This window comes from Gordonia paraffinivorans NBRC 108238 (assembly GCF_000344155.1).
GTDB classification, from domain to species: domain Bacteria; phylum Actinomycetota; class Actinomycetes; order Mycobacteriales; family Mycobacteriaceae; genus Gordonia; species Gordonia paraffinivorans.
Genome location: NZ_BAOQ01000006.1, coordinates 39751 through 61872, shown reverse-complemented (window position 1 = coordinate 61872; position 22122 = coordinate 39751). Strand labels below are relative to the sequence as shown.

Here is a 22122-nt window from a genome sequence, read left to right as displayed (position 1 = left end):
AGAACCCCGGGGCGTCGGCGTGCTGCGCGCCGGTTCCGGCCTCGTGCGACGGCCCGCGGGATCAGGCGGGGCAGCCCCGCTGCGTCGGACCGCCCAGCGGCGCCTTCGCGACGTACTCGGCGACCACGCCGGCCGCGCAGTCGCTGCGGGCGAGGACCGAGTAGCCGAGTCCGTCCCAGCTGACCGTGACCGGCTCCGCGGAGGCGTTCAGGAAGACCGGAGCCAGTGCGTTCGCGCCCAGGCCGCCGTTGATCGGGTCGCGGGTGCCGTTGAGGACCAGCGGGTCGGCGGGCAGCGAGGACGGCGCCCGCACGGCGGTGCCCGCCGCCCAGCCGTTGCACCGCACCAGCGACAGCGCGGAGTCCGATCCGGTCAGCGAACTCTGCTTGGACCAGGCGTCGACCAGACCCGGTACCTCGTTCTGGCCGACCGGCCCGGTGACGTCGTTGCAGCGCGACACGATCGCGCCGTCGGGAAGGCGCAGCTCGTCGGCTCGTTCGGCCAGCCGCACCAGGGCGGCGGTGTTCCCGGAGTCGGCGGCGGAGATGGCGCGGGCGAGGTCGAGGAGCGCGTCGGGACGGTCGGGGGCCAGGGCCAGGGTGGTGGTGATGGCGTTGAGCGCCGAGGTGTCGGAGAGCCCGTCCAGGCGACCGGCCCGGGCCTTGGTCAGCACGCTGTTCATCACACCGACGCCGTTGGTGCCGAGCGGGCAGCCGTCGAGCGTCGAGCACCGCTGTGCGAAGCCCTGCAGCGCGGTCTGCACGCCCTGGGCGCGGAGCTGGGCGCGGTCGCGGGCGTTGGCCCCGAACGGCGTGGGGGTGTCGAGGATGATGCGCCCGGCGCGGCCGCCGTAGAGCGATGCGTAGGCCAGCACGACGTCGGAGCCCTCGCCGACGCCGATGAGGCCGAGGTGTTCGACGCCCCACCTGCTGCGCAGGGTCTCCAGATCCGACGCGGCGAACCCCGCGGAGAAGTTGAGCTGGTACGGCGTCAGCGTCTCGGTGCATCCGTCCGACGCCGACGAGGCGGCCGACGCCAGCCGGGAGATGCGTGCCTGGGTGGACGCGCCGCGCGGGGTGAGGCCGTTGCTCGCGATCGTCGCGCGCTCCTCGCGCGTCATGCAGTCGACGTCGCCGGACAGCGGGATGCCGCGGTGGTCGACGGCGACCACCGGATGGGTGTCCAGGATCGCCCGGCCCCGGCCCGACGCCAGCACCATCAGGGTGCGCGAGGACGGCATGTCCGAACCGGAGGTCAGCACGAGCGGCGCCGCGTCGGCGGGCGTCTCGGCGGTCCGCGCGCGGGTCACGGCGATGGTCAGCGCCTCGCCGTCCGGCTTGTCGCGGTCGATCGGGGAGCGGTATTCGGCGCACTCGATCGTCACGTCCGCCGGACGCCCGACGCCGTAGCGCTGGGCCGTGGTGCCCGCGCATTCGGTCCACTCGAGATCGGTGGCGGGTGCGGTCAGGGTCGGCGCGGGGTCCGGCGCCGCCGAGGACGGCACCGAACCGGCGCCCTTGCCGCCGCCGGGGACGAGGTCGGGGCCGGGGTCGGGGCCCACCGCGCACGACGACACGACCATCGCGACGATCGCACCCATCAGTGCCCCGGGCAATGACGCCTTGACGGCGCGCGCTCTACGCATGACCGCGAGGGTATCTGCTCAGTGGATCGACGAGCGGTCGTGGCGCACCCAGCGGGTGAAGACGAAGCCGTCGTCGTCGGTCATGATCGCCGCCGGGGTCATCCCTCTCGACGCTAGGCCGGCACCGTCGGCCCGCGTGTCTGCCACGATGCGACCGGCGTCGCCTCCGGCGAGGATCGGGCTGGTGGTCAGGCACAGCTCGTCCAGCAGATCGGCGGCGACGACGGCTCCGAGCAGCTGGGGGCCGCCCTCGCACAGCACGCGTGGCCATTCCCGGCGTCCGCACTCGGCGATGATCTCCTCGGTCTCGACCGTGTCGTCTCCGCAGTCGACGAGGGTCGCCCCGGCGTCGAGCAGCGCCGCACGCCGGTCCGCCGGCGCCGCTGCACAGGTCAGCACGACGGTGTTCTCGTGGGTGAGTGGTGCGTAGTCGGGCGGGATCGACAACGAGCGCGACACCAGGGCCAGCGCCGGGGCGGGTGCCTGACCGTTGCCGGCGCGGAGCTCGGCGAACACGGCGTCGGGCTCGGGCAGGCGGTAGCCCTCGGTGATCGCGGTCCCGGCCCCCACCAGGATCACATCGGCGAGTCCGCGCAGCGTCCGGAACACGGCCTTGTCGCCGGGGCCCCCGAGCCCGCCCGAGCGGCCCTCGACCGTGACCGCGCCGTCGATCGAGGCCACCATGTTGGCGCGCACGTAGGGCGCCCGGGCGCCCGGCCCCTCAGCCGCCCGAGGCGGGTAGGGGTACTGCCGCGCGAGTTGCCGCAGCGTCTCCGATTCGCCCTCGTCGGGTGTGACCTGGGTCGCTTTGTGCAGGTGGAACATGGGTCCATCATTCCCCGGGTGGTTAGGCTCCACTCATGGCGGCTCGACTTTGCGATCGCAATCCTGCGACCTCGGCGGATGCACTCATCGATGAGATGGTTCCCCCGTCCACCTTCGATGACGTGAGCTTCGACTCCTACATCCCCGACCCGAACGAGCCGACCCAGGCCGCGGCGGTGGCCAAGGCGCGCGAATTCGTGGAACGGGCCTCGAAGGCGCGTTCGGGCAAGCGGAAGGGCCTGTTCGGCCGCAAGACACCGACGCAGGGCGTCGGCCTCTACCTCGACGGCGGGTTCGGCGTCGGCAAGACCCATCTGCTCGCCTCGATCTACCACTCGATGCCCGAGCCCAAGTCGTTCGCGACGTTCGTCGAGGTCACCCACGTGGTGGGTGCGCTGGGCTTCACCAACGCCGTCGAGCGGCTGTCGAAGCACACCGTGCTGTGCATCGACGAGTTCGAGCTCGACGACCCGGGCGACACCATGCTGGTCTCGCGCCTGCTCACCGAGCTCACCGCCGCCGGCGTGAACGTCGCCGCCACGTCGAACACGCTGCCCGGCCAACTGGGCGAGGGACGCTTCGCGGCCCAGGACTTCCTGCGCGAGATCCGCAAGCTGTCGTCGGTGTTCGAGACGATCCGCGTCGACGGCCCCGACTATCGTCACCGCGACCTGCCGCCGGCCCCGGACCCGCGCGCCGACGCCGAGCTGGTCGAGATCGCCGAGAACACCGAGGGCGCGACGCTCGACGACTTCGACGCGCTGTGCGAGCACCTCAGCAGGCTGCACCCGTCGAAGTACAAGGATCTCGTCGACGGCGTCTCGCTGGTGTGCATCACCGGTGTGCACCCGGCCGAGGACCAGTCGGTGGCGCTGCGCCTCGTGGTGCTCGCCGACCGTCTCTACGACGCGAACATCCCGGTCACGGTGTCGGGCGCCAAGCTCGACGAGATCTTCACCGAGGAGATGCTCGCGGGCGGCTACCGCAAGAAGTACCTGCGCGCCACCTCGCGCCTGCTCGCACTCTCCCGTTTCGCCGAGACGGCGGTCTGAGGGCCGTCCGGCCCGATTCGGGACAGGCGCACCGGCGCATCCGCCTCAGAGCGGCAGCGTGTACACGTAGTCGTGTTCGACGCTGTCGCCGAACGTGAACGTCTTCACCCCGGCGCGGGTGAATCCCATCTTGACGTAGAAGCGCTGGGCCCGGACGTTGAGCTGGTTGACGCCCAGCCACGCCAGGACGCTGTCGCGCTCGCGCGCGCGGTCGACGGCGGCGCGCATCAACACGTGCGACGGGGTGTGGCCGGGACGCGAATGATGCTCGGGCGCAACGTACATCTTGGAGATCTCGCTCACCGGCCGCTGCGTCACCACTGCGGCGACATCGGGATGCGTCGGTTCGGCGTGCAGCACGAGGGCGTAGCCGATGATCGGGCCGTCCGTCCCCTCGCGCGCGACGAGGACGTCCGCATCGGGATCGGCGATGTGGGCGCGAAAGTTCTTCTCGCCCAGGTTCGCCGCGATGAACGCGGCGATGTCGCCGGGATCGGAGTGCGGCGGGCAGGCGAGCGGGAAGGTCGCGCCGGCCACCTCGGCGACCGGTGCGGCCAGATCGGGGTCGGTGACGGTCTCCACCATCACCGGCGGGTGCGTCGTCGTCACTCCGGTGCGTCCCCCGTGGTGAGCGGCCGGGCGGGATCGGCGGTCCAGGCGTTCATCGAGCCGTCGTAGATCGCGACGTCGTCGCGTCCGAGGGCCCGGAGTGCGAAAGCCGCTGCGGTGGCGGCGATCCCGCCGCCGCAGTAGGTGACCGGGCGGACCGAGGCGTCGAGCGCGCCGGCCGCGGCGAACAGTTCCCGGAGCTCGTCGAGGGACCGCAGCTGCCCGTTCTCGTCGACGAGTTCGGGAAAAGGGACGTTGACGCTGCTCGGGATGTGGCCCGCCGCGTAGGACTCGCGGTCGAGCGCGTTGATCAACAGCACCGAGTCGTCGCGGGTCGCCGCGACGACCTCGTCGGTCGACACGACGCGCTCCGGACGCCGGTGGGGTGTGAAGGTCGTTGCGGGATAGGTGGACTCACCGGTCTCCGTGGGCAGCCCGGCGCGGGTCCAGGCCGCGTACCCGCCGTCGAGCACGAGGACGTCGTCGAAGCCCTCGAGGCCGAACTGCCACCACAGGCGCGTCGCCCAGATCCCGTTGACGGTGTCGTACACGACGACCGTCGAATCATTGCCGATGCCGGCCGCGCCGACGGTCTCGGCGAACTTCTCCGATGTGGCGGCGGCGAACGGCGCCTCGCCCTCCGGATCGGTGAGCCCGGTGATCTGGTCGATGAACACCGCACCCGGGATGTGGCCCTGGCGGTAGGTCTCGAGGCCGGACTCGACGTGGGCGCCGTCGGCGTCGAAGCTCAGGTGGACCGTGGCATCGACGATCCTGAGGTTCGGCTCGTCGAGACGACCGGCGAGGTCGGAGGCGGAGATCAGCGGGATGGAGGTCATGCCTTCACGGTAGTCAGCGGCTCGGTGTGGAAGTCGGACAGGTCCAGGCGGCGGGTCCGGGACCAGTAGTCGACGATCCGCCAAGGGAGCACCGCGACCACTCGGCCGTCGGCGTTTCGATACCAGTTGGTCATCGCCGGATGCGTCCAGACCATCCGCGCGTGCTGGGCGTCGACGGCCTCGTTGTACGCGTCGGTGACGTCCCGGCGCACCTCCAGCGCGCCGAGACGGTGGTCGATCATCTGCCGGATCGCGTCGCAGACATAGCGGACCTGGTATTCGAGGATGCTGATGAAGCTGCCGCCGTGGCCGAGTGCGGTGTTGGGGCCGGTGAGGATGAACAGGTTGGGGAAGTCCGGGGCGGTGATCCCGAGGTAGGCGTAGGCGTCGTGGTCGCCCCAGGCCTCGACCGTCGTCTTCCCGCTGCGTCCCACGACGTCCATCGGGTAGAGGTAGCGGTCGCTGTGGAACCCCGTGGCGAAGACGATGATGTCGAATTCGTGTGCGGTGCCGTCGGAGTCGATGAGGCCGGTGGGCGTGACCTCCCGGACCCCGCGCGGGACCAGCGAGACGTTCGGGCGGCGCAACATGCGAAACCACCCGTTGTCCAACAGCATCCGCTTCCCGAAGGGCGGGTAGTCGGGGGTCGACAGTTCGATGAGGTCTTCGCGGTCGCCGAGCTCCGAGCGCATGTAGCGCAGGTAGAACTCCCGGTGGCCGTGGTTGACGGCGTTGATCGACGCGGTGGGCTCGGGCCAGTCGGGATCGATCTGCAGGGTCGGGTGCACCTTGTCGTTGAAGATCCACGACAGCCGCGCGCGGTACCACTCGCGGTAGCCGGGCACGTTGTTCATCAGCCAGTGCACCCGGTCGCCGACGGGGGCGAAGTAGTCGTCGTTGGGGGCGATCCAGTGGGGCGAGCGCTGGAAGACCGTCAGCGAGCCGACCTCGTCGGCGATGGCCGGCCCGATCTGCATGGCGCTGGCCCCCGACCCGACGATGGCCACGCGCTTGCCGGTGAGCGCCCCGGGTTCGTCGAGGTGCTCCGGCCACGCGGCCGAGTGGAAGAGCGGACCGGTGAACGTGTCCATGCCGCGCAGGTCGGGGAGCTTGGGGCGGTTGAGGATTCCGACGGCGCTGATGAGGATGCGGGAGGTCAGGGTGTGCTCACGGCCGTCGCGGTCGCGGACGTGCACATTCCAGTGCTGGGTCGCGGGATCGTAGGCGGCCGAGACCACCTCGGTCCCGAAGCGGATGCGGTCGCGCACCCGGTGGTGGTCGGCGAAGGCCTGTAGGTAGCCCTGGACCTCGTCGCGCTTGCCGAAGTGCGTCGACCAGTCATGGTCGAAGGACGAGACCGAGTAGAGATAGCTGGGGGTGTCGACTCCGGCGCCGGGGTAGTGGTTCTCATACCAGGAGCCCCCGACCTCGTCGTTCTTCTCCAGCACGGTGTGCTCGATCCCCGCCTCGGCGAGCTGGGTGGAGATGAGCATGCCGGCGACGCCTGCGCCGATGACCAGCGCGGTGATGGCGGTCGAGAGCTCGTCCGGAACGCGCTGCAGGTGCTTCTCGCGCAGGTCGCCGCGGACGATCTCGGCCATCATCGGACCGAACTCGGCGGGAACGTCCTCACCGGCGGTGAAGTTCATCAGCGTCGCGACGAGCTCGTCGTCGACGGGCCGACGCGGGGGAGCGCCCCGGTCGTACCAGTCCTCGAGCGCGTCGACGACCGCGCGCCGGATCTCGTCCTGGACGTCGGCCGGCAGTCCGCCGGTGGCGTTGTCGTCCATCCCGCGGCTCCGGGTGGGTCGGTAGCGGTCGATCAGCCAGCGTCGGTCGCCGGTCATCTCCACCAGCACGGCCAGCAGCGTCGGGATATTGCCGGCGGCCACCGCGGTCGCGATCTCGTCGGTGCTGGGTCGGTTGGCCGTGTCCAGGGGAACGGAAGTCATGGTTGGAACTAACCACTGTTAGTCCGCTGGCGTCAAGGCCTGGATTACCTCGCGAAGATCGGTTGACTCCCGAGTGCCCGTATGTAAGTGTGGCCTGAGTCATACTAACAGCGGTTAGTGATCTTGGAGGAGAGATGGAACTCAGCGAGGCAATGCGCACGACGGGCACGTGCCGCTACTTCAGCGACAAGCCGGTCGAGGACGAGGTCTTCTACCGAGCTTTCGACGATGCGCGCTTCGGCCCGCAGGGCGGCAACCGCCAGCCCGTCCGATGGGTCGTGGTGCGCGACGACACGAAAAAGAAGCAACTCGCCGACCTCTACCTGCCGTACTGGGAGGCCTACTACGGCGCCGTCGTCGAGGGGTCGAAGAAGGTTGGGGCGATCCCGAAGACGGTCGAGAGCGCGAACTACTTCGCCCACCACCTCGCCGAGGTGCCGGCACTCGTCGTCGTCTGTGCCGAGATGGAGGGACTCCATCCCACCGACCACGAGCTCGGCCGGCTCAGCGTCGTGGGCGGGGCGTCGATCTACCCGAGCGTGCAGAACCTGACCCTCGCTCTCCGCCAGCAGGGCGTGGCCACCGCGCTCACGACGCTGCTGTGCGCCTCGGAGAACGAGGTCAGACAGTTGCTGGGGATCCCGGACGAGTACATCACTGCGGCCCACATCGCGGTCGGGTACCCGCGGGACGGCTTCCCGCGCAAGCTCAGCCGCAGCCCGGTGGAGGAGATCGCCTTCCTCGACAGTTTCGACAACCGGATGTTCGCATGAGCGCCTCCGCCGTGACCGGGGGCCGGGCCCTCACCGGCATCCAGACCTCACCGCTGGGACGCGCGACCATCGGTGACCAGCTGCGCCGCCTGTCCCGCTCGCAGGGCTCCAAGCCCGCGATCATCGCCTACGACGCCGATGGCGGTCGGGTGCCGACGACGTACGCGGAGCTCGATTCGATGGCGAACCGCGTCGCCCACGTCCTGCTCGACCTCGGGGTCGGGCGCGGGGACCGCGTGGCGGTGATGAGCCGCAACCGGGTCGAGACCGTCGCGACCTACTACGGCGCGCTCAAGGTCGGCGCCGCCTACTCCGGCGTGAGTCCGATGTTCCGGGAGCGCGAGATCGCCCAGCAGCTCGGCCATCTCGAGCCCGCCGTGCTCGTCGTCGAGCGCGATCTCGCGCCGCTCGCGGTTCCTGTCGCCGACGCGTTGGGGATCTCGGTGCTGGTGGTCGGGGAGCCGGGGACCGGTGCGTGGAACTCGTTCGACACTCTCGTCGGGCGCGCCGACGACGCCGAACCCGACTGCGAGGTCGACGAACACGACTTGGCGATGGTCGTCTACACCAGCGGGACCGAGGCCACGCCCAAAGGTGTGCAGATCGCTCATCGCAACTACCTGATCTCCACCGCCCCCGCCTACACGTGGGGCCTGCGCTGCCAGAACGACGACGTGTGGCTCTATGTGATGCCGTTTCACACGATCGCCGGCATCGGGTCGCTGACCTCGCTGACGCTCCTCGGCGCGACGCTGGTGCTGCCCGCCGCCGTCGACCCGGCGACGTCGCTGCGCATGATCCGCGACGAGAAGATCACGGTCCTCGCCCAGACCCCCACCTTCTTCATCGCGCTGGCCAACCATCCTGATTTCGGCCCGGACACCGTCGGCACGGTCCGCCGCTGCCTCACCTACGGCGGCCAGGTGTCGCCGCATGCGGTCGACGCCTGGGCGGCCGCCACCCCGGAATCGGTGTGGGGCACCTACTGGGGCCAGTCCGAGCTCACCCAGCTCGGCTCGGCCGGTTGGTTCAAACGACTCGAGGACGTCCCCGACCAGGACCCCACCTGGATCGGAAAGCCGGTCGGCCACCTCGAGGTGAAGGTCGTCGATGCCAACGGCGACGAGGCCGAGGAAGGTGAACTGCTCTGCCGCACACCGTCGGTGATGCTCGGCTACTTCAAGGACCCGGAGCGCACGGCGCAGGTCCTCGAGGGCGGCTGGGTGCACACCGGCGACATCGTGCGCATCGACGCCGACGGCAACATGTTCTTCCGCGACCGTCGCAAGGACATGATCAAGACCGGCGGGTTCAACGTGGCGTCGCAGGAGGTCGAGCGTGTGCTGCAGGCCCACCCCGACGTCGAGCGCGCCGCGGTCGTGGGCCTGCCGGACCCGTACTGGTCGGAGGTCGTCACGGGTTTCGTCGTGCTGCGCGACGGCGCGACGGCGACCGCCGAGGGACTCCGCGATCATTGCCGTGATGAACTTGCCTCGTACAAGGTGCCCAAGTCGGTCCACATCGTCGACGAACTGCCGACCGACGCCCAGGGCAAACTGCTCAAACGCGAGCTGAGGAGAGCCTATGGAACCGGTCAGGGCTGACGAGGTGACCGAGCCCGGGGTCGGGAAACCGACTGCGACGCATGAGCGTCCACGGACGCGTCGGGACGAGATCGTCGAGGCCGCCGCGCGATATTTCGCCGAGCATGGCTACGCCAACGCCGGCATGCGCGACATCGCCGAGGCTGTCGGCATGCGGGGCGCGAGTCTCTACAACCACTTCCACTCGAAGGAGGAGATCCTCTACGCAATCGCCCTGCGTATGACGCAGGACCCGCAGGAGGATCTGCTGCTGCTCGACGGGGACGGCGGTCCGGCGCAGCGCCTCACGGCCCTCGTCGAGGCGCATGTCCGACGCCTGGCCCGTCACCGGGTCGAACACCTCGTGGCCCTGCGCGAACTCAACGCGCTCACGCCCGAGCATCGCCGCGTGGTCACCGACTACCGCAAGTACTACCAGCGGCGTATCCGCGACGTCATCGAGGCGGGCACGCGTCTCGGGGTCTTCACCACCCGCGATCCGTACCGGTCCGCGGTCGCCGTGCTGGACCTGATGAACGGCATCAGTTGGTGGCTGCGCGACGACCACGACGTCGACCAGTTGGTGGCCGACTACGTCGATTTCACGATCCGGGGTGTCCTGCACCACGATCCCGGCTCATGAGCGGTCCACTGACCGGCGTGCGGGTCGTGGAGATGCCCGGGCTCGGACCCACGCCGCACGCGGCGATGCTGCTGGCAGATCTCGGCGCCGACGTTACGCGCATCCGGCGCCCCGGCGCGGAGCCGTCCGGCCCGGACGGGATCGCCGGTGCCGATGCGGCGCTGTACCGGTCGCGTCGCAGCGTCGAGGCCGACCTGAAGGACCCCGAGGACGTGTCCCGGGTCCGTGAACTCATCACCCGGGCCGACATCGTCATCGAGGGCTTCCGGCCCGGGGTCATGGAGCGCCTCGGTCTCGGACCCGAGATCTGCGACGTTGCACCGCGACTCATCTACGCGCGGATGACCGGATGGGGCCAAGAGGGGGATCGGGCGCGGACCGCCGGGCACGACATCAACTATCTGGCGGTCACCGGCGTCCTCGAGGCGATGGGGCCGATCGGCTCGCCGCCGGTGCCGCCGCTGTCCCTCGTGGGCGACTTCGGCGGGGGATCGATGCTGCTCGTGGTCGGGGTGCTCGCGGCGTTACACGACCGAGAGCGCACCGGGCGAGGTCAGGTCGTCGACGCGGCCATGGTCGACGGGGTCGGTCTGCTCGCGCAACTGCAGTGGTCGTGGAAGGCCGCCGGGCGCTGGGTGTCTCGCGAGCGAGGCAACCTGCTCGACGGCACGGCGCCCTTCTACCGCACCTATCGCTGTGCGGATGGTCGGTTCGTCGCCGTCGGGGCGCTCGAGGAGACGTTCTGGCGCAACCTGATCGGGGTGTTGGGCCTCGCCGACCTGCCCGACCGCTGGGATCGAGCGCACTGGCCGGTCATCGGCGAGGCGCTCTCGGCGCGGTTTGCCGGCCGGACGCGCGACGACTGGGTCACCGCGTTCGACGGTGTCGACGCCTGTCTCACACCGGTTCTCGACCTCGACGAGGCGGTCGCCGATCACGACGCCGTCAGACGAGGAAGCCACGTCGAGGTCGACGGAATGGTCCAGGCGGCGCCGGCTCCCCGCTTCTCCAGGACGCCGCTGCCCGTTCCGGCGCCGGCGTCCGCCGTCGACCTCACGGAGGTCCTTTCCGAGTGGTCGGCCGGGAGCGTCGACGCCGTCTCGTAGTCGATACCGGGCAGAACCTCGGCGAGACCGGCGTGTGGGGCCGACTCAGCCGAGATCGCGTCGGCTCAGCCCGACAAATCCGGCCGCGAGGGCGATGACGGCGCACAGCGTGACCACGATGATGCCGCCCGGTGTCACGGCGTCGAGGGGTGCCTGCGGCAGATGCCGGAACGGTGAGGCGAGGAGCATCCGGTCCGGGAGCCGGAAGGACTCGCCGAGGACCTCGGTGACGACACAGTACGCGACGTACGTCCACGCGAGTGCGGCGGCGAGGCGGGGGAGCAGGCCCATCCCCGCGACCGCGACCCCGACCATCAGCCAGATCCCCGGCAGGTACACCGTCGACGCGGCCACCAGCCGCGGGATCAGGCCGGGGTCGTCGGATGCGAGAGCGTGGGCGAGCCCTTCGCCGGCTGCGCCGATCAGCATCACGACGGTGGCGCCGCCGACGGCCATCGCGACGTGACCGGCGAACCAGGCGAGCCGGTCCGTCCTCGCCGCGACGACGAGTTCGACGCGGTCGGAGGTCTCCTCGCGCCGCGCCCGCAGGGCACCGTTCACCCCGTGCGCCGCCGCCAGCAGCGCGGTGATCGTGAGGGTCAGCGCGAGATAGGAGTTGACCGCGTCGGCGGCACCACCGGGCAGGAACGCGGCGATGTCGGGGTTCTCGGCGACGAACTCGACGACCGCGTCGGCGAACGATCCGTATGCGGCGGCCAACACGAGCACGCCGACGGTCCACGCCAGGATCGAACCTCGGTGCAGCCGCCAGGCCAGGCCGGTCGTGGACCGTAGGAACCGTGAGGCACCGGCCCGCCCCGGACGGTCTCCGAGCAGGCCCGCACCGAAGTCGCGGTGCTCGGAGACGAACCCGGCCGCCACGACCGTGACGGCCGTCGCGACGAGCGGGAGGACCAGCGGCCACCAACGGTCACCGGCGTAGGGGAGTGTCCGCTGCGCCCAACCGATGGGCGAGATCCACGACGCCACACCGTTTCCGACGTCCCCGACCGCCCGCAGCAGGTACGCCAGGCCGAGCGCGGCGGTGGTCGCGCCGTAGACGCTGCGCGGGTTGTCGAAGACCTGTGCGGCGAGTGCGGTGAACGCGGCGAAGACGCAACCGACGCCGGCGAGGGCGACGCCGGTCAACACCGAGCCGCCGACGGGGAGCCCGGTGGCGATCGCGGTGACCGCCACCGCCACGGCCACGGCGAGATTCGCGACGCCGGCGAGTGCCAGTGCGGTCGCGACCGGGGCGGCACGCCCGACGCGGGCAGATCGGATGAGTTCGGTTCGGCCGGTCTCCTCGTCGGTGCGGGTGAGTCGGCCCACCAGCAACATCGACATGAGCGCCACGACGACAGCGGCGTACCCGAAGACCTCGAAGACGATCTCGCCGCCGATGTTCTCGAGCAGTTCGACGGGCCCGGCGAATGCCAGTACCGCGGGGTTGGCGCCGATCGTCTCCCTCAGCGCGGCGAGTTCTTCCGGTGTGTCGTAGAAGCTCTGGCTGGCGACGGACTGGACCCCGATGAGTGCCGCGGTGCCACCGACCCAGCAGATCAGTGCCACGAGCTCACGTCTGAGGTGGAACCGGAGGAGGGTTCGGAATCCGATGACGTCGACCGACCTGATCCCGGACATCCGCGCGCCTCAGATCTCGTAGTGCCGGAGGAAGATGTCCTCGAGCGTCGGCGGCGTGCTGGTGAGGTCGCGGACGCCGAGGCGGGCGAGTTCACCGACCACCGCGTCGAGCGCGGCCGAGTCGACCGAACACCGGACGCGGTTGCTGTCGGTGACCAGATCGTGCACGCCGTCGATCGTGCCGAGAGATGAGGCGTCGCCGTCCGTTTCGGCGACGATCTCCAGCCGACCCAGATGGCGTAGCTCCGACAATGATCCGCTGTCGACGGTCCGGCCCGCTCGGATGAGGGTCACCCGGTCGCACAGTGCCTCGACCTGCGCGAGGATGTGGCTCGACAGCAGGACGGTGCGGCCGCGTCGGCGTTCCTCGTCGATGCAGCGCTGGAACTCGGCCTCCTTCAACGGATCCAGACCCGATGTCGGCTCGTCGAGGAGGAGGAGTTCGGCATCGGAGGCCAGCGCCGCGATCAGCGCGACCTTCTGCCGGTTGCCCTTCGAGTACGCCCGTGACTTCTTCCTGGGATCGAGTTCGAAGCGCTCGATCAGTTCGTCCCGGCGGCGCCGATCCGACTCGCCACGAAGACTGCACATGAGATCGATGACCTCGCCGCCGGTGACCCGGGGCCAGAGCTTCACCTCGCCCGGGACATAGGCGATCCGGCCGTGCAGGGTGATGTTGTCGCGCCAGGGATCATGCCCCAGGACGCGGACCACGCCCGAATCGGCGCGCAACAGCCCGAGCAGGACACGGATCGCGGTGGTCTTGCCCGAGCCGTTCGGCCCGAGGAATCCGTGAACCTCGCCCTCCTCGACGACCAGGTCCAGCTCGTCGAGCGCCCGGAACCGGCCGAAGGTCTTGACCAGGCCGGAGATCGAGATCGCCGTCATGGACCCAGCCTAGGACGCACGAATGCCCCGGTCGCGAGGGCGAAAGTCACTCCTCGCGACCGGGGCACCGGTCGGGGTCGGTGGTCGCTAGCCGAAGAGGCCGCCGAGCGAGCCGCCGCCGACGTCGCCGCCGCCGTTGTCGCCGCCGCCGTTGTCGCCGCCGTCTTCTTCTGCGCAGCCGGTGACGGTCATGTGGTGCCACTGGCGGTCACCGATCCACTCGGGGCCGCCGTCGCCGAGGTTCCCGGCCGGGCCGAGGACCATGCGGTAGCTGATCTTGTGGGTCGCCGCGTCCGGGTTCGGCAGCGGCGGGTTGTAGTTGTCGGTGAGGTTCTTCAGATCCTTGACGTAGGTCGCCGTCTTACCGGGCGTGCGGTCCTTCACCATCCAGATGTTCCCAGGCTCGTTCTGGCCCATCGTCGGGATGTCGTCGGGCCAGGCCGGGGAGTCGGCGATGGTGTTCCCTGCGATCCGGCCGTAGGGGAAGGGAGCTGCCGACGTCGTACGCAGCTCACTCTGGGTGTCGTCGATGATGTAGTCGACGGTGTAGCTGGTGATGTTGGTCTCGTTGTACAGCGTGAACTTGACCTTGCAGTCTCCCAGGTCCTCGGCCCAGAACTGGACCGGTCCGGTGCGCTGTCCCTCATCGGCGGCTTGAGCGACGCCGGGCGCCACCGAGAGCCCCATGCCGGCGGCGGCGAGAGCCGCGAGACCGGCCATGACTGTTTTCTTGTTCCCCATGTATCACTCCGTTGGTTTCTCCCCGACCCCGCAGGCGACGCTAGGTAACGGTCAATTGACCAATTTGTGATCCGCGCTACATGGCATCGAGTTGTCGTTACTGACACGTACTTTCCGCGTATCAAACGATCGACTTGAACAACTGTTCCACTGCGCATCGCCTCTACCTGCGGTTTTGCGGCAGAGATGCCGTTCTTCGCGTTGGGAGCAAAGGCGGCAAAACAGACACCTGCTCGCTCTTGGTTGTCGTGGAGATGATTTTTCGGCGTGGCTGGCGCGGTGTCCGGGGGGTGTCGGGTCCCAAGGCGCGCCGGCCCTGGAGACGTTGGCCCAAAGAGGCGGACCGATCGGTCGCGGACACGAAAAAGCCCCGGCCGTCGGCCGGGGCTTTTTCATTGGTGTGGTGCGCGATACAAGGATTGAACTTGTGACCTCTTCCGTGTCAGGGAAGCGCTCTCCCACTGAGCTAATCGCGCGGGTCTCCTTGGAAGTGAACGCGTCTCGCGGGTCTCACCGAGCGGATGACGGGATTCGAACCCGCGACCCTCACCTTGGCAAGGTGATGCGCTACCAGCTGCGCTACATCCGCATGTCTGCGAGCGATCTTGTGGACCGTCTGCTCGCAGTGCGAAGAGAAACATACGCGACGGGTCCCGGTTTTCACAATTCCGCTGGTGGGACGGTCGTAGCGGACTGGGTGAGCTGCCCGCCGCCGGCTTTCGCGCACGATGCTTTCGTGGCGCTCGGGGGAGTGTGGGGTGTACGGAATCGGGAGTGTCCGTTCTCGGGGCCGGCCCTGTCGGCGCGAGTGCTGGGTGAGGGGCCCGTGAAGGCGGGGCGAAGACAAGGGCGGGGCGCAGACAAGGTCGGGCGAACAGACAAGGCTGGGGTCGTAGACGCAGTAAAGCCCCGAGGACGCAGTAAAGCCCCGAGGACACAGAAAAGCCCCGAGCCGAAGACCCGGGGCTGACTGATCGAACAGTGGTGCGCGATACTGGGATTGAACCAGTGACCTCTTCCGTGTCAGGGAAGCGCTCTCCCACTGAGCTAATCGCGCGAGACCTTGTGAAATTATGGTGTGGAGGTGGCGACGGGAATCGAACCCGTGTACACGGCTTTGCAGGCCGTTGCCTCACCACTCGGCCACACCACCAGATGCGAGTCGACTCGCGCCGAGCGGATGACGGGATTCGAACCCGCGACCCTCACCTTGGCAAGGTGATGCGCTACCAGCTGCGCTACATCCGCATGCCCACGAGCGATCTTGTGGATCGTGCTGCTCGCGGTGCGAAGAGAAACTTACGCGATGCCTTCCGAACTTTACAAATCGGCAGGTCAAGCGGGGTGTCGCGAAACAAATTCCCAGGTTGTGATTCCTCCGAGGGTCCGAAACCGGCGGCTGTGACGTGGCGCACGTGGGCGATTTGGGAACTCGGGGCAAGGCGTGTAATCTTCTGGCTCGTGCACGACGCGCCCACCGCGAGTCGGCGCGACGAACACGGTCCCGTGGCTCAGTGGAAGAGCGTCCCGTTCACACCGGGGAGGTCGCTGGTTCGATCCCAGCCGGGACCACCATCACAAGCACGAAACCCCGTCGGTGACGCCGGCGGGGTTTTTGCATGTGGCGGCTTCTCACCCGGACGACCCCGTTCCCCTCGCGTAGCCTGAGCGTCAACCGATCAGATGACCGATTCCGGGGTGGGGGACATGGCGACATCTCCGACGGACACCTCACGAGCGGGCGATACGAGGTCGTCGCGCTCCCGGTGGCATCGCGTTCGTGTGCACGCGCGTCATCGCCGATACGTCGTGCGGTCGAGCCCCCGGTGGTATCCCGTCTATCGCGTCGCGGTCGCCGTCGTCGGCACGGTCGTCCTCGCCTGCGGCATCGTCGCCATCCCATATCCGGGTCCCGGGTGGCTGATCGTCTTCCTCGGACTCGGCATCCTCGCCTCCGAGTTCGCCTGGGCGCACGGGCTGCTCACCTTCGTGCGGCGACAGTACGACCGGTGGATGGACTGGATCTCCCGGCAGCACTGGTCGGTGCAGTCGATCTTCTGGATCGGGACGTGCGCGGTGGTCCTGGTGACGCTGTGGTTGCTGAACGCGATCTACACGGTTGCCGGCTGGGTCGACCTCGACCATCTCGGGTGGCTCGCGAGTCCGATCTTCTCCTGATCCGGAGGGGTTCCGTCGGTCGTCGGGCCGCGCGGATACCATCGGAGACGCAACCGTCCGATCCGGACGCGCTCTCGCGTGTCCGAACCCCACTCAAGGAGCGCCCCCGTGCCCGACGACGTCCAGGTGACCAGCCCAGCCACGATCCGTGTGCCGGCTGGGACGACCGCGGGCACCGCAATGCGAGAGCACGACCTGCCCAACAAGGGTCCCGAGGCGATCGTCGTCGTGCGCGACCCCGAGGGCAACCTGCGTGACCTGTCGTGGGCTCCCACCGAGGACACCGACGTCGAGCCGGTCGCGGCGAACACCGAGGACGGCCGCAGCGTCATCCGGCACTCGTGCGCCCACGTCCTCGCGCAGGCGGTGCAGGATCTGTTCCCCGAGGCCAAGCTCGGCATCGGCCCGCCGATCAAAGACGGCTTCTACTACGACTTCCAGGTCGCCGAACCCTTCACGCCCGAGGACCTCAAGGCCCTCGAGAAGAAGATGAAGCAGATCATCAAGTCGGGGCAGCGCTTCTCACGCCGTGTCTACGAGTCCAAGGACGAGGCGCGCGCCGAACTGGCGGGCGAGCCGTTCAAGCTCGAGCTGATCGACGACAAGGGCGCCGCCGACGACGCGGAGGTCATGGAGGTCGGCGGCGCGGAGCTGTCGGTCTACGACAACCTCAACCCGCGTACCGGCGAGCGCATCTGGTGCGACCTGTGCCGCGGCCCGCACGTGCCGACGACCAAGTACATCGCGGCGTTCAAGCTGACCCGGTCGTCGGCCGCCTACTGGCGCGGTGATCAGGACAACGCCGACCTGCAGCGTGTCTACGGCACCGCGTGGGAGTCCTCGGAGGCCCTCGACACCTATCTCGAGATGCTCGCGGAGGCGGAAAAGCGCGACCATCGCAAGCTCGGGTCCGAGCTCGACCTGTTCAGCTTCCCGGACGAGCTCGGTTCGGGCCTGCCGGTGTTCCATCCCAAGGGCGGGATCATCCGCAAGGAGATGGAGGACTACTCGCGGGCGCGGCACGTGGCGGCGGGCTACGAGTTCGTGAACACCCCGCACATCACCAAGGGCCACCTGTACGAGGTGTCGGGACACCTCGACTGGTATCGCGACGGCATGTTCCCGCCCATGCACGTCGACGCCGAGTACGACGAGAACGGCGAGGTGCGCAAGCCCGGCCAGGACTACTACCTGAAGCCGATGAACTGCCCGATGCACAACCTGATCTTCCGGTCGCGCGGCCGGTCGTACCGGGAGCTGCCGCTGCGCATGTTCGAGTTCGGCTCGGTGTACCGGTACGAGAAGTCCGGCGTGGTGCACGGCCTCACCCGCGTGCGCGGCATGACCCAGGACGACGCGCACATCTACTGCACCCGGGAGCAGATGCGGGACGAGCTGACCTCGATCCTCAACTTCGTGCTCGGTCTGCTCAAGGATTACGGCCTCGACGACTTCTACCTCGAGCTGTCGACGAAGGACCCCAAGAAGTTCGTCGGTTCCGACGAGGTCTGGGGAGAGGCGACCGCCACGCTCGCCGAGGTCGCTCAGGCCTCCGGTCTCGACCTCGTGCCCGATCCGGGCGGCGCCGCGTTCTACGGCCCCAAGATCTCGGTGCAGGCCAAGGACGCGCTCGGCCGCACCTGGCAGATGTCGACGATTCAGCTCGACTTCAACCTGCCGGAACGCTTCGAGCTCGAGTACACCGCGCCGGACGGCACCAAGCAGCGTCCGGTGATGATCCACCGCGCGCTGTTCGGGTCGATAGAGCGGTTCTTCGGCGTCCTCACCGAGCACTACGCCGGTGCCTTCCCGGCCTGGCTGTCGCCGGTCCAGGTGGTGGGCATCCCGGTCGCCGAGGCCTTCGCCGATCATCTGCAGGGCGTCGTCGACGCGTTGCGGGCCGCGGGCATCCGCGCCGAGGTCGACCACTCCGACGACCGCATGCAGAAGAAGATCCGCAACCACACCACCGGGAAGGTGCCGTTCATGCTCCTCGCCGGTGAGCGCGACGTCGAGGCGCACGCGGTGAGCTTCCGTTTCCGCGACGGCACCCAGGTCAACGGGGTGCCGGTCGGTCAGGCGATCGCGGCGATCACCGAGTGGGTCGGCAGCCGCCGCAACGAGTCGCCGACCGCCGAGCTCATCGAGTCGAGGCTGTCCGCGGGGGTCGTCGATGGCTGAGTCGTCGGGCGAGATCCGCGACCAGGGCGTGGGTGTGGGCGATCGGCTCGAGCGGCTGTGGAGCCCACACCGCATGACCTACATCGCCGACACCAAGCCGGCCGACAAGAGCGGTCACCCGTTCCTCGACATCCCCCGGATGTCCGACGAGGACGGTCTGATCGTGGCGCGCGGGGAGCACGTGTACGCGGTGCTCAACCTGTACCCGTACAACCCGGGCCACACGATGATCGTGCCCTATCGCCAGGTCGCCGACCTCGAGGATCTCACCCCTGAGGAGGCCTCCGAGCTGATGGCGTTCACGCAGAAGATGATCCGCACCATCAAGGCGGTGTCGAACCCGAACGCCTTCAACGTGGGTCTCAACCTCGGCTATGCCGCGGGAGGTTCGCTCTCGGAGCATCTGCACCAGCACATCGTCCCGCGCTGGATGGGTGACGCGAACTTCATCACCATCGTCGGCGAGACCAAGGTGATGCCGCAGCTGTTGCGCGACACGCGCGCGTTGCTCGCCGAGGCGTGGCAGCGCCTCGATGACTGACGGGGAAGGAGCTCACCCATGCTGAGCATTCTGGGACGGGCGTCGGTCTCCAAGGTCACGCTGCCGATGGGACGCGCCCTGATCCGGACCGGGCTCACCCCCGACATCATGACCGTCATCGGGACGCTGGCGACCGTCGCGGCCGCGCTGACGCTGTTCCCGATGGGGTACCTGTTCTGGGGCACCCTGGTCATCTGGCTGTTCGTCATGTTCGACATGCTCGACGGCGCCATGGCCCGGGCCCGTGGCGGCGGCACGCGGTTCGGGGCCGTGCTGGACGCCACGTGCGACCGCATCGCCGACGGCGCGATCTTCGCCGGCCTGCTGTGGTGGTGCACGGTGACCGAGCCGCACCACATCCTGCTGGTCGCGACCCTGATCTGCCTGGTGACCTCGCAGGTCATCTCGTACGCGAAGGCGCGGGCGGAGGCCAGCGGGCTGTACGGCGACGGCGGACTCATCGAACGACCCGACCGGTTGATCATCGTGCTGGTCGGCACCGGATTCACCGGCCTGGGCGTCTGGTGGGCCGTCCATGTCGCCATGTGGCTGCTGGCGGTCGGCAGCGTGATCACCGTCGGCCAGCGGATGTGGTCGATCTCGCGCTCGCCCGGCGCCCGCGACCTGATCCCGCTCAAGACCGAGCCCGAACCCGACACCGACACGCCCGACGCCGGATGATCGACCTGTCCGCTCTCACCGCAGATCTTGGGTACCGCGCCGGATGGGCGGCGGTACGCCACGCGCCCGAACGCGTGGCGCGGACGGTCTTCGACCGCGCCGGCGAGTTCGCCGGCCGTCGCGACGGCGGTCCGGAGCAGCTGCGGCGCAACCTGTCCCGCGTGCTGGGCGTCGAGCCCGCCGAGGTCCCCGACGACCTGGTCGCAGACGCGATGCGGTCCTATGCGCGCTACTGGTGCGAGGCGTTCCGCCTGCCCGCGCAGGATCGGGCCACCGCGTCGTCGAGGGTCCATGTGCCGGATGAGGACCGGGCACGCCTGGACGCCGGCCTCGCCAAGGGCAAGGGGGTGATCCTGGCGTTGCCGCACACCGGCAACTGGGACATGGCCGGGGTGTGGCTGGTGCACCACTACGGCCGGTTCGCGACCGTCGCCGAACGACTCAGGCCGGAGTCGCTGTTCAACCAGTTCGTCGCCTACCGGGAGACGCTCGGCTTCGAGATCTTCCCGCTCAGCGGTGGCGAGCAGCCGCCGTTCGCCGCTCTCGCCGAGCGCCTGCGCGCGGGCGGGATCGTGTGCCTGCTCGGCGAGCGCGACATCAACCGGCACGGTGTGCCGGTCGAGTTCTTCGGCGAACGCACCCGCATGCCGGCCGGCTCGGCTCGCCTCGCGATCGAGACCGGGGCAGCATTGTTCGCGGTCCACCACTGGTTCGACGAGGCACCGTATTCGGCGATGTGCTGCGGCGAGGAGATCGACACCGCCGGCGGCGTCGAGGCGACCACGCAGAAACTCGCCGACGCGTTCGCGGAGAACATCGCCGCCCACCCGGCCGACTGGCACATGCTGCAGCCGCTGTGGGAGGCGGACTGGACCGACCGGCAGAAGGCACGGATGAACGACACTGGGGGAGCGGCATGAGGATCGGCATGATCTGCCCGTATTCGTTCGACGTCCCGGGCGGCGTGCAGGCGCACGTCACCGAACTCGCCGACGTCTTCATCGACCGCGGTCACGAGGTCAGCGTCCTGGCGCCGGCGTCGCGCGGCACGGCGCTGCCGGAGTACGTCGTGCGCGCCGGACCGGCGCTGGCCATCCCGTACAACGGCTCGGTCTCGCGCGTGAACTTCAGCCCGAAGGGTTATCTGCGACTTCGGCGCTGGATCGCCGAGAACGGCTTCGACGTGCTGCACGTCCACGAGCCCAACTCTCCGTCGATCTCCATGCTCTCGCTGATGGTGGCATCCGGGCCGATCGTCACCACCTTCCACACCTCGACGTCGAAGTCCTTGTGGCTCAGCGCTTTCCAGGGGATCCTGCGTCCCTACCACGAACGCATCGCGGGCAAGATCGCGGTGAGCGAGCTAGCCCGTCGCTGGCAGATGGAGTCGCTGGGGTCGGATGCGGTGGAGATCCCCAACGGGATCAACGTGGCGAGCTTCGCCAATGCCAAACCGCTCGAGGGCTATCCGCACCCGGGCAAGACCGTGCTGTTCCTGGGCCGGTTCGACGAGCCGCGCAAGGGCATCGACATCCTCATGCGCGCACTGCCGTCGGTCGTCGAGCGATTCCCCGACATCCGGGTCCTCGTCGTCGGCGGAGGCAACCAGGCGGCACTGCGCCGGCGCGCCGGGACCCTGGCCGATCATCTGGTGTTCCTCGGGCAGGTCGACGACGCGACCAAGGCGCGCGCGCTCGCCTCGGCCGACGTCTATTGCGCACCCAACCTGGGCGGCGAGAGCTTCGGCATCGTCCTCGTCGAGGCCATGGCGGCCGGTGCCGCGGTCATCGCCAGCTCGCTCAACGCCTTCCGGCGTGTGCTCGACGACGGCCGGGCCGGACGGCTGGTGGAGACCGGATCCCCCGAACAGCTCGCCCGGGGGATCATCGAGCTCCTCTCCGACGACGAGGCGCGCGAGCAGCTCGTCGCCCGCGGACGCATCCGGGCCGACAAGTACGACTGGTCCCGGGTCGCCGACCAGATCCTGCGCGTTTACGACACGGTGACCGTCGGCGCCGGCCCGGTGGTGGTGTCGGACTGATGGCCGCCTGGATCGTCCTGGCGGTCGTCGCCGTCCTCGCGCTCGCCGGCTGGGCGTATCACACCGCCAACCGCCTCGACCGGCTCAACGTCCGCGTCGACCTCGCCCGCAAGTCCCTGGAGTCGAGCCTCGACCGCCGGGCCGTCGTGGTGCGAGCCATCGCCGCCGAGATGGACGCGGCGGCGACCACCGACGACGAG

The 22122-nt window shown here is 69.1% G+C and carries 19 protein-coding genes and 6 tRNA genes; 12 read left to right on the top strand and 13 right to left on the bottom strand.

The features are described 5' to 3' along the window. Nucleotides 1-61 precede the first annotated feature (61 nt). The gene (locus tag GP2_RS03740; RefSeq protein ID WP_051997157.1) at nt 62-1645 is read right to left on the bottom strand and encodes an alpha/beta hydrolase; all 1584 of its coding nucleotides are present in this window, start codon (nt 1643-1645) and stop codon (nt 62-64) included. A gap of 18 nt (nt 1646-1663) precedes the next feature. Continuing rightward, nucleotides 1664-2470 (bottom strand): dihydrofolate reductase family protein, encoded by an 807-nt coding sequence (locus GP2_RS03735; RefSeq protein WP_006899133.1) that lies wholly within the window; start codon nt 2468-2470, stop codon nt 1664-1666. A gap of 35 nt (nt 2471-2505) precedes the next feature. Between GP2_RS03735 and zapE the strand changes: the two genes are divergently transcribed. Then, entirely contained in the window at nt 2506-3522 is a 1017-nt protein-coding gene (zapE, locus tag GP2_RS03730; protein WP_006899132.1) for a cell division protein ZapE, read from the top strand. Nucleotides 3523-3567: 45 nt separating this feature from the next. On the opposite strand, the gene GP2_RS03725 is transcribed toward zapE, so the two are convergent. Genes GP2_RS03725 through GP2_RS03715 form a run of 3 tightly spaced genes read right to left on the bottom strand, consistent with a single transcriptional unit; the run spans nt 3568 to nt 6922 of the window. After that, nucleotides 3568-4131: a GNAT family N-acetyltransferase gene (locus GP2_RS03725; protein WP_006899131.1), complete on the bottom strand. Its 564-nt coding sequence runs from the start codon at nt 4129-4131 to the stop codon at nt 3568-3570. Then, the gene (locus GP2_RS03720; RefSeq protein WP_006899130.1) at nt 4128-4970 is read right to left on the bottom strand and encodes a sulfurtransferase; all 843 of its coding nucleotides are present in this window, start codon (nt 4968-4970) and stop codon (nt 4128-4130) included. Before GP2_RS03720 ends, GP2_RS03725 begins: the two co-directional genes overlap by 4 nt. After that, entirely contained in the window at nt 4967-6922 is a 1956-nt protein-coding gene (locus GP2_RS03715) for a flavin-containing monooxygenase (protein WP_006899129.1), read from the bottom strand. Before GP2_RS03715 ends, GP2_RS03720 begins: the two co-directional genes overlap by 4 nt. Nucleotides 6923-7056: 134 nt before the next feature. Between GP2_RS03715 and GP2_RS03710 the strand changes: the two genes are divergently transcribed. The 4 genes from GP2_RS03710 to GP2_RS03695 are packed head-to-tail and all read left to right on the top strand — an operon-like array spanning nt 7057 to nt 11027. Continuing rightward, the gene (locus GP2_RS03710) at nt 7057-7695 is read left to right on the top strand and encodes a nitroreductase family protein (protein ID WP_006899128.1); all 639 of its coding nucleotides are present in this window, start codon (nt 7057-7059) and stop codon (nt 7693-7695) included. Beyond that, complete coding sequence (locus GP2_RS03705) at nt 7692-9299, top strand: class I adenylate-forming enzyme family protein (RefSeq protein ID WP_006899127.1); 1608 nt, start codon at nt 7692-7694, stop codon at nt 9297-9299. Before GP2_RS03710 ends, GP2_RS03705 begins: the two co-directional genes overlap by 4 nt. Continuing rightward, nucleotides 9280-9921: a TetR/AcrR family transcriptional regulator gene (locus GP2_RS03700; protein ID WP_006899126.1), complete on the top strand. Its 642-nt coding sequence runs from the start codon at nt 9280-9282 to the stop codon at nt 9919-9921. The genes GP2_RS03705 and GP2_RS03700 overlap by 20 nt, the downstream gene beginning before the upstream one ends. Beyond that, entirely contained in the window at nt 9918-11027 is a 1110-nt protein-coding gene (locus GP2_RS03695) for a CaiB/BaiF CoA transferase family protein (protein WP_006899125.1), read from the top strand. The genes GP2_RS03700 and GP2_RS03695 overlap by 4 nt, the downstream gene beginning before the upstream one ends. Before the next feature lie 45 nt (nt 11028-11072). Here GP2_RS03695 and GP2_RS03690 read toward each other — a convergent pair whose 3' ends face one another. The 8 genes from GP2_RS03690 to GP2_RS03655 form a co-directional block, all read right to left on the bottom strand. Continuing rightward, complete coding sequence (locus tag GP2_RS03690) at nt 11073-12671, bottom strand: ABC transporter permease (protein WP_006899124.1); 1599 nt, start codon at nt 12669-12671, stop codon at nt 11073-11075. Nucleotides 12672-12680: 9 nt separating this feature from the next. Beyond that, nucleotides 12681-13559, bottom strand: a complete 879-nt coding sequence (locus tag GP2_RS03685; protein WP_006899123.1) for an ABC transporter ATP-binding protein — start codon at nt 13557-13559, stop codon at nt 12681-12683. An 87-nt stretch (nt 13560-13646) separates the two neighbouring features. Further along, nucleotides 13647-14300: a hypothetical protein gene (locus GP2_RS03680; protein ID WP_006899122.1), complete on the bottom strand. Its 654-nt coding sequence runs from the start codon at nt 14298-14300 to the stop codon at nt 13647-13649. A gap of 401 nt (nt 14301-14701) precedes the next feature. Beyond that, nucleotides 14702-14776: transfer RNA gene (locus GP2_RS03675), tRNA-Val, on the bottom strand. 40 nt (nt 14777-14816) lie between these two features. After that, a tRNA-Gly gene (locus GP2_RS03670) sits at nt 14817-14889 on the bottom strand. Between the two features lie 393 nt (nt 14890-15282). Continuing rightward, a tRNA-Val gene (locus GP2_RS03665) sits at nt 15283-15357 on the bottom strand. 22 nt (nt 15358-15379) lie between these two features. Continuing rightward, a tRNA-Cys gene (locus GP2_RS03660) sits at nt 15380-15453 on the bottom strand. A gap of 22 nt (nt 15454-15475) precedes the next feature. Then, a tRNA-Gly gene (locus GP2_RS03655) sits at nt 15476-15548 on the bottom strand. 252 nt (nt 15549-15800) lie between these two features. Between GP2_RS03655 and GP2_RS03650 the strand changes: the two genes are divergently transcribed. From GP2_RS03650 to GP2_RS03620, 7 genes are all read left to right on the top strand, one after another. Further along, nucleotides 15801-15875 (top strand) — tRNA-Val (locus tag GP2_RS03650). A 132-nt stretch (nt 15876-16007) separates the two neighbouring features. Continuing rightward, on the top strand, nt 16008-16478 hold the full coding sequence (locus tag GP2_RS03645; protein WP_051997158.1) for a TIGR02611 family protein: 471 nt from the start codon (nt 16008-16010) through the stop codon (nt 16476-16478). A 108-nt stretch (nt 16479-16586) separates the two neighbouring features. Beyond that, on the top strand, nt 16587-18659 hold the full coding sequence (gene thrS, locus GP2_RS03640) for a threonine--tRNA ligase (protein WP_006899120.1): 2073 nt from the start codon (nt 16587-16589) through the stop codon (nt 18657-18659). After that, nucleotides 18652-19200: an ATP adenylyltransferase gene (locus GP2_RS03635; RefSeq protein ID WP_006899119.1), complete on the top strand. Its 549-nt coding sequence runs from the start codon at nt 18652-18654 to the stop codon at nt 19198-19200. The genes thrS and GP2_RS03635 overlap by 8 nt, the downstream gene beginning before the upstream one ends. A gap of 18 nt (nt 19201-19218) precedes the next feature. Continuing rightward, nucleotides 19219-19881, top strand: a complete 663-nt coding sequence (pgsA, locus tag GP2_RS03630) for a phosphatidylinositol phosphate synthase (protein ID WP_006899118.1) — start codon at nt 19219-19221, stop codon at nt 19879-19881. Then, nucleotides 19878-20801: a phosphatidylinositol mannoside acyltransferase gene (locus GP2_RS03625; protein ID WP_006899117.1), complete on the top strand. Its 924-nt coding sequence runs from the start codon at nt 19878-19880 to the stop codon at nt 20799-20801. The genes pgsA and GP2_RS03625 overlap by 4 nt, the downstream gene beginning before the upstream one ends. Further along, nucleotides 20798-21922, top strand: coding sequence for a glycosyltransferase family 4 protein (locus tag GP2_RS03620; RefSeq protein WP_040526337.1), 1125 nt, complete (start codon nt 20798-20800; stop codon nt 21920-21922). Before GP2_RS03625 ends, GP2_RS03620 begins: the two co-directional genes overlap by 4 nt. Nucleotides 21923-22122 lie beyond the last annotated feature (200 nt).

Bases quoted from the DNA above. Each gene is read 5' to 3' on its own strand.
- GP2_RS03715 (WP_006899129.1), bottom strand. From the start codon at position 6,922: ATGACTTCCGTTCCCCTGGACACGGCCAACCGACCCAGCACCGACGAG.
- GP2_RS03635 (WP_006899119.1), top strand. From the start codon at position 18,652: ATGGCTGAGTCGTCGGGCGAGATCCGCGACCAGGGCGTGGGTGTGGGC.
- GP2_RS03695 (WP_006899125.1), top strand. From the start codon at position 9,918: ATGAGCGGTCCACTGACCGGCGTGCGGGTCGTGGAGATGCCCGGGCTC.
- GP2_RS03690 (WP_006899124.1), bottom strand. From the start codon at position 12,671: ATGTCCGGGATCAGGTCGGTCGACGTCATCGGATTCCGAACCCTCCTC.
- zapE (WP_006899132.1), top strand. From the start codon at position 2,506: ATGGCGGCTCGACTTTGCGATCGCAATCCTGCGACCTCGGCGGATGCA.
- GP2_RS03740 (WP_051997157.1), bottom strand. From the start codon at position 1,645: ATGCGTAGAGCGCGCGCCGTCAAGGCGTCATTGCCCGGGGCACTGATG.
- pgsA (WP_006899118.1), top strand. From the start codon at position 19,219: ATGCTGAGCATTCTGGGACGGGCGTCGGTCTCCAAGGTCACGCTGCCG.
- GP2_RS03685 (WP_006899123.1), bottom strand. From the start codon at position 13,559: ATGACGGCGATCTCGATCTCCGGCCTGGTCAAGACCTTCGGCCGGTTC.
- GP2_RS03625 (WP_006899117.1), top strand. From the start codon at position 19,878: ATGATCGACCTGTCCGCTCTCACCGCAGATCTTGGGTACCGCGCCGGA.
- GP2_RS03710 (WP_006899128.1), top strand. From the start codon at position 7,057: ATGGAACTCAGCGAGGCAATGCGCACGACGGGCACGTGCCGCTACTTC.
- GP2_RS03705 (WP_006899127.1), top strand. From the start codon at position 7,692: ATGAGCGCCTCCGCCGTGACCGGGGGCCGGGCCCTCACCGGCATCCAG.
- GP2_RS03680 (WP_006899122.1), bottom strand. From the start codon at position 14,300: ATGGGGAACAAGAAAACAGTCATGGCCGGTCTCGCGGCTCTCGCCGCC.
- GP2_RS03735 (WP_006899133.1), bottom strand. From the start codon at position 2,470: ATGTTCCACCTGCACAAAGCGACCCAGGTCACACCCGACGAGGGCGAA.
- GP2_RS03720 (WP_006899130.1), bottom strand. From the start codon at position 4,970: ATGACCTCCATCCCGCTGATCTCCGCCTCCGACCTCGCCGGTCGTCTC.
- GP2_RS03645 (WP_051997158.1), top strand. From the start codon at position 16,008: ATGGCGACATCTCCGACGGACACCTCACGAGCGGGCGATACGAGGTCG.
- GP2_RS03700 (WP_006899126.1), top strand. From the start codon at position 9,280: ATGGAACCGGTCAGGGCTGACGAGGTGACCGAGCCCGGGGTCGGGAAA.
- GP2_RS03620 (WP_040526337.1), top strand. From the start codon at position 20,798: ATGAGGATCGGCATGATCTGCCCGTATTCGTTCGACGTCCCGGGCGGC.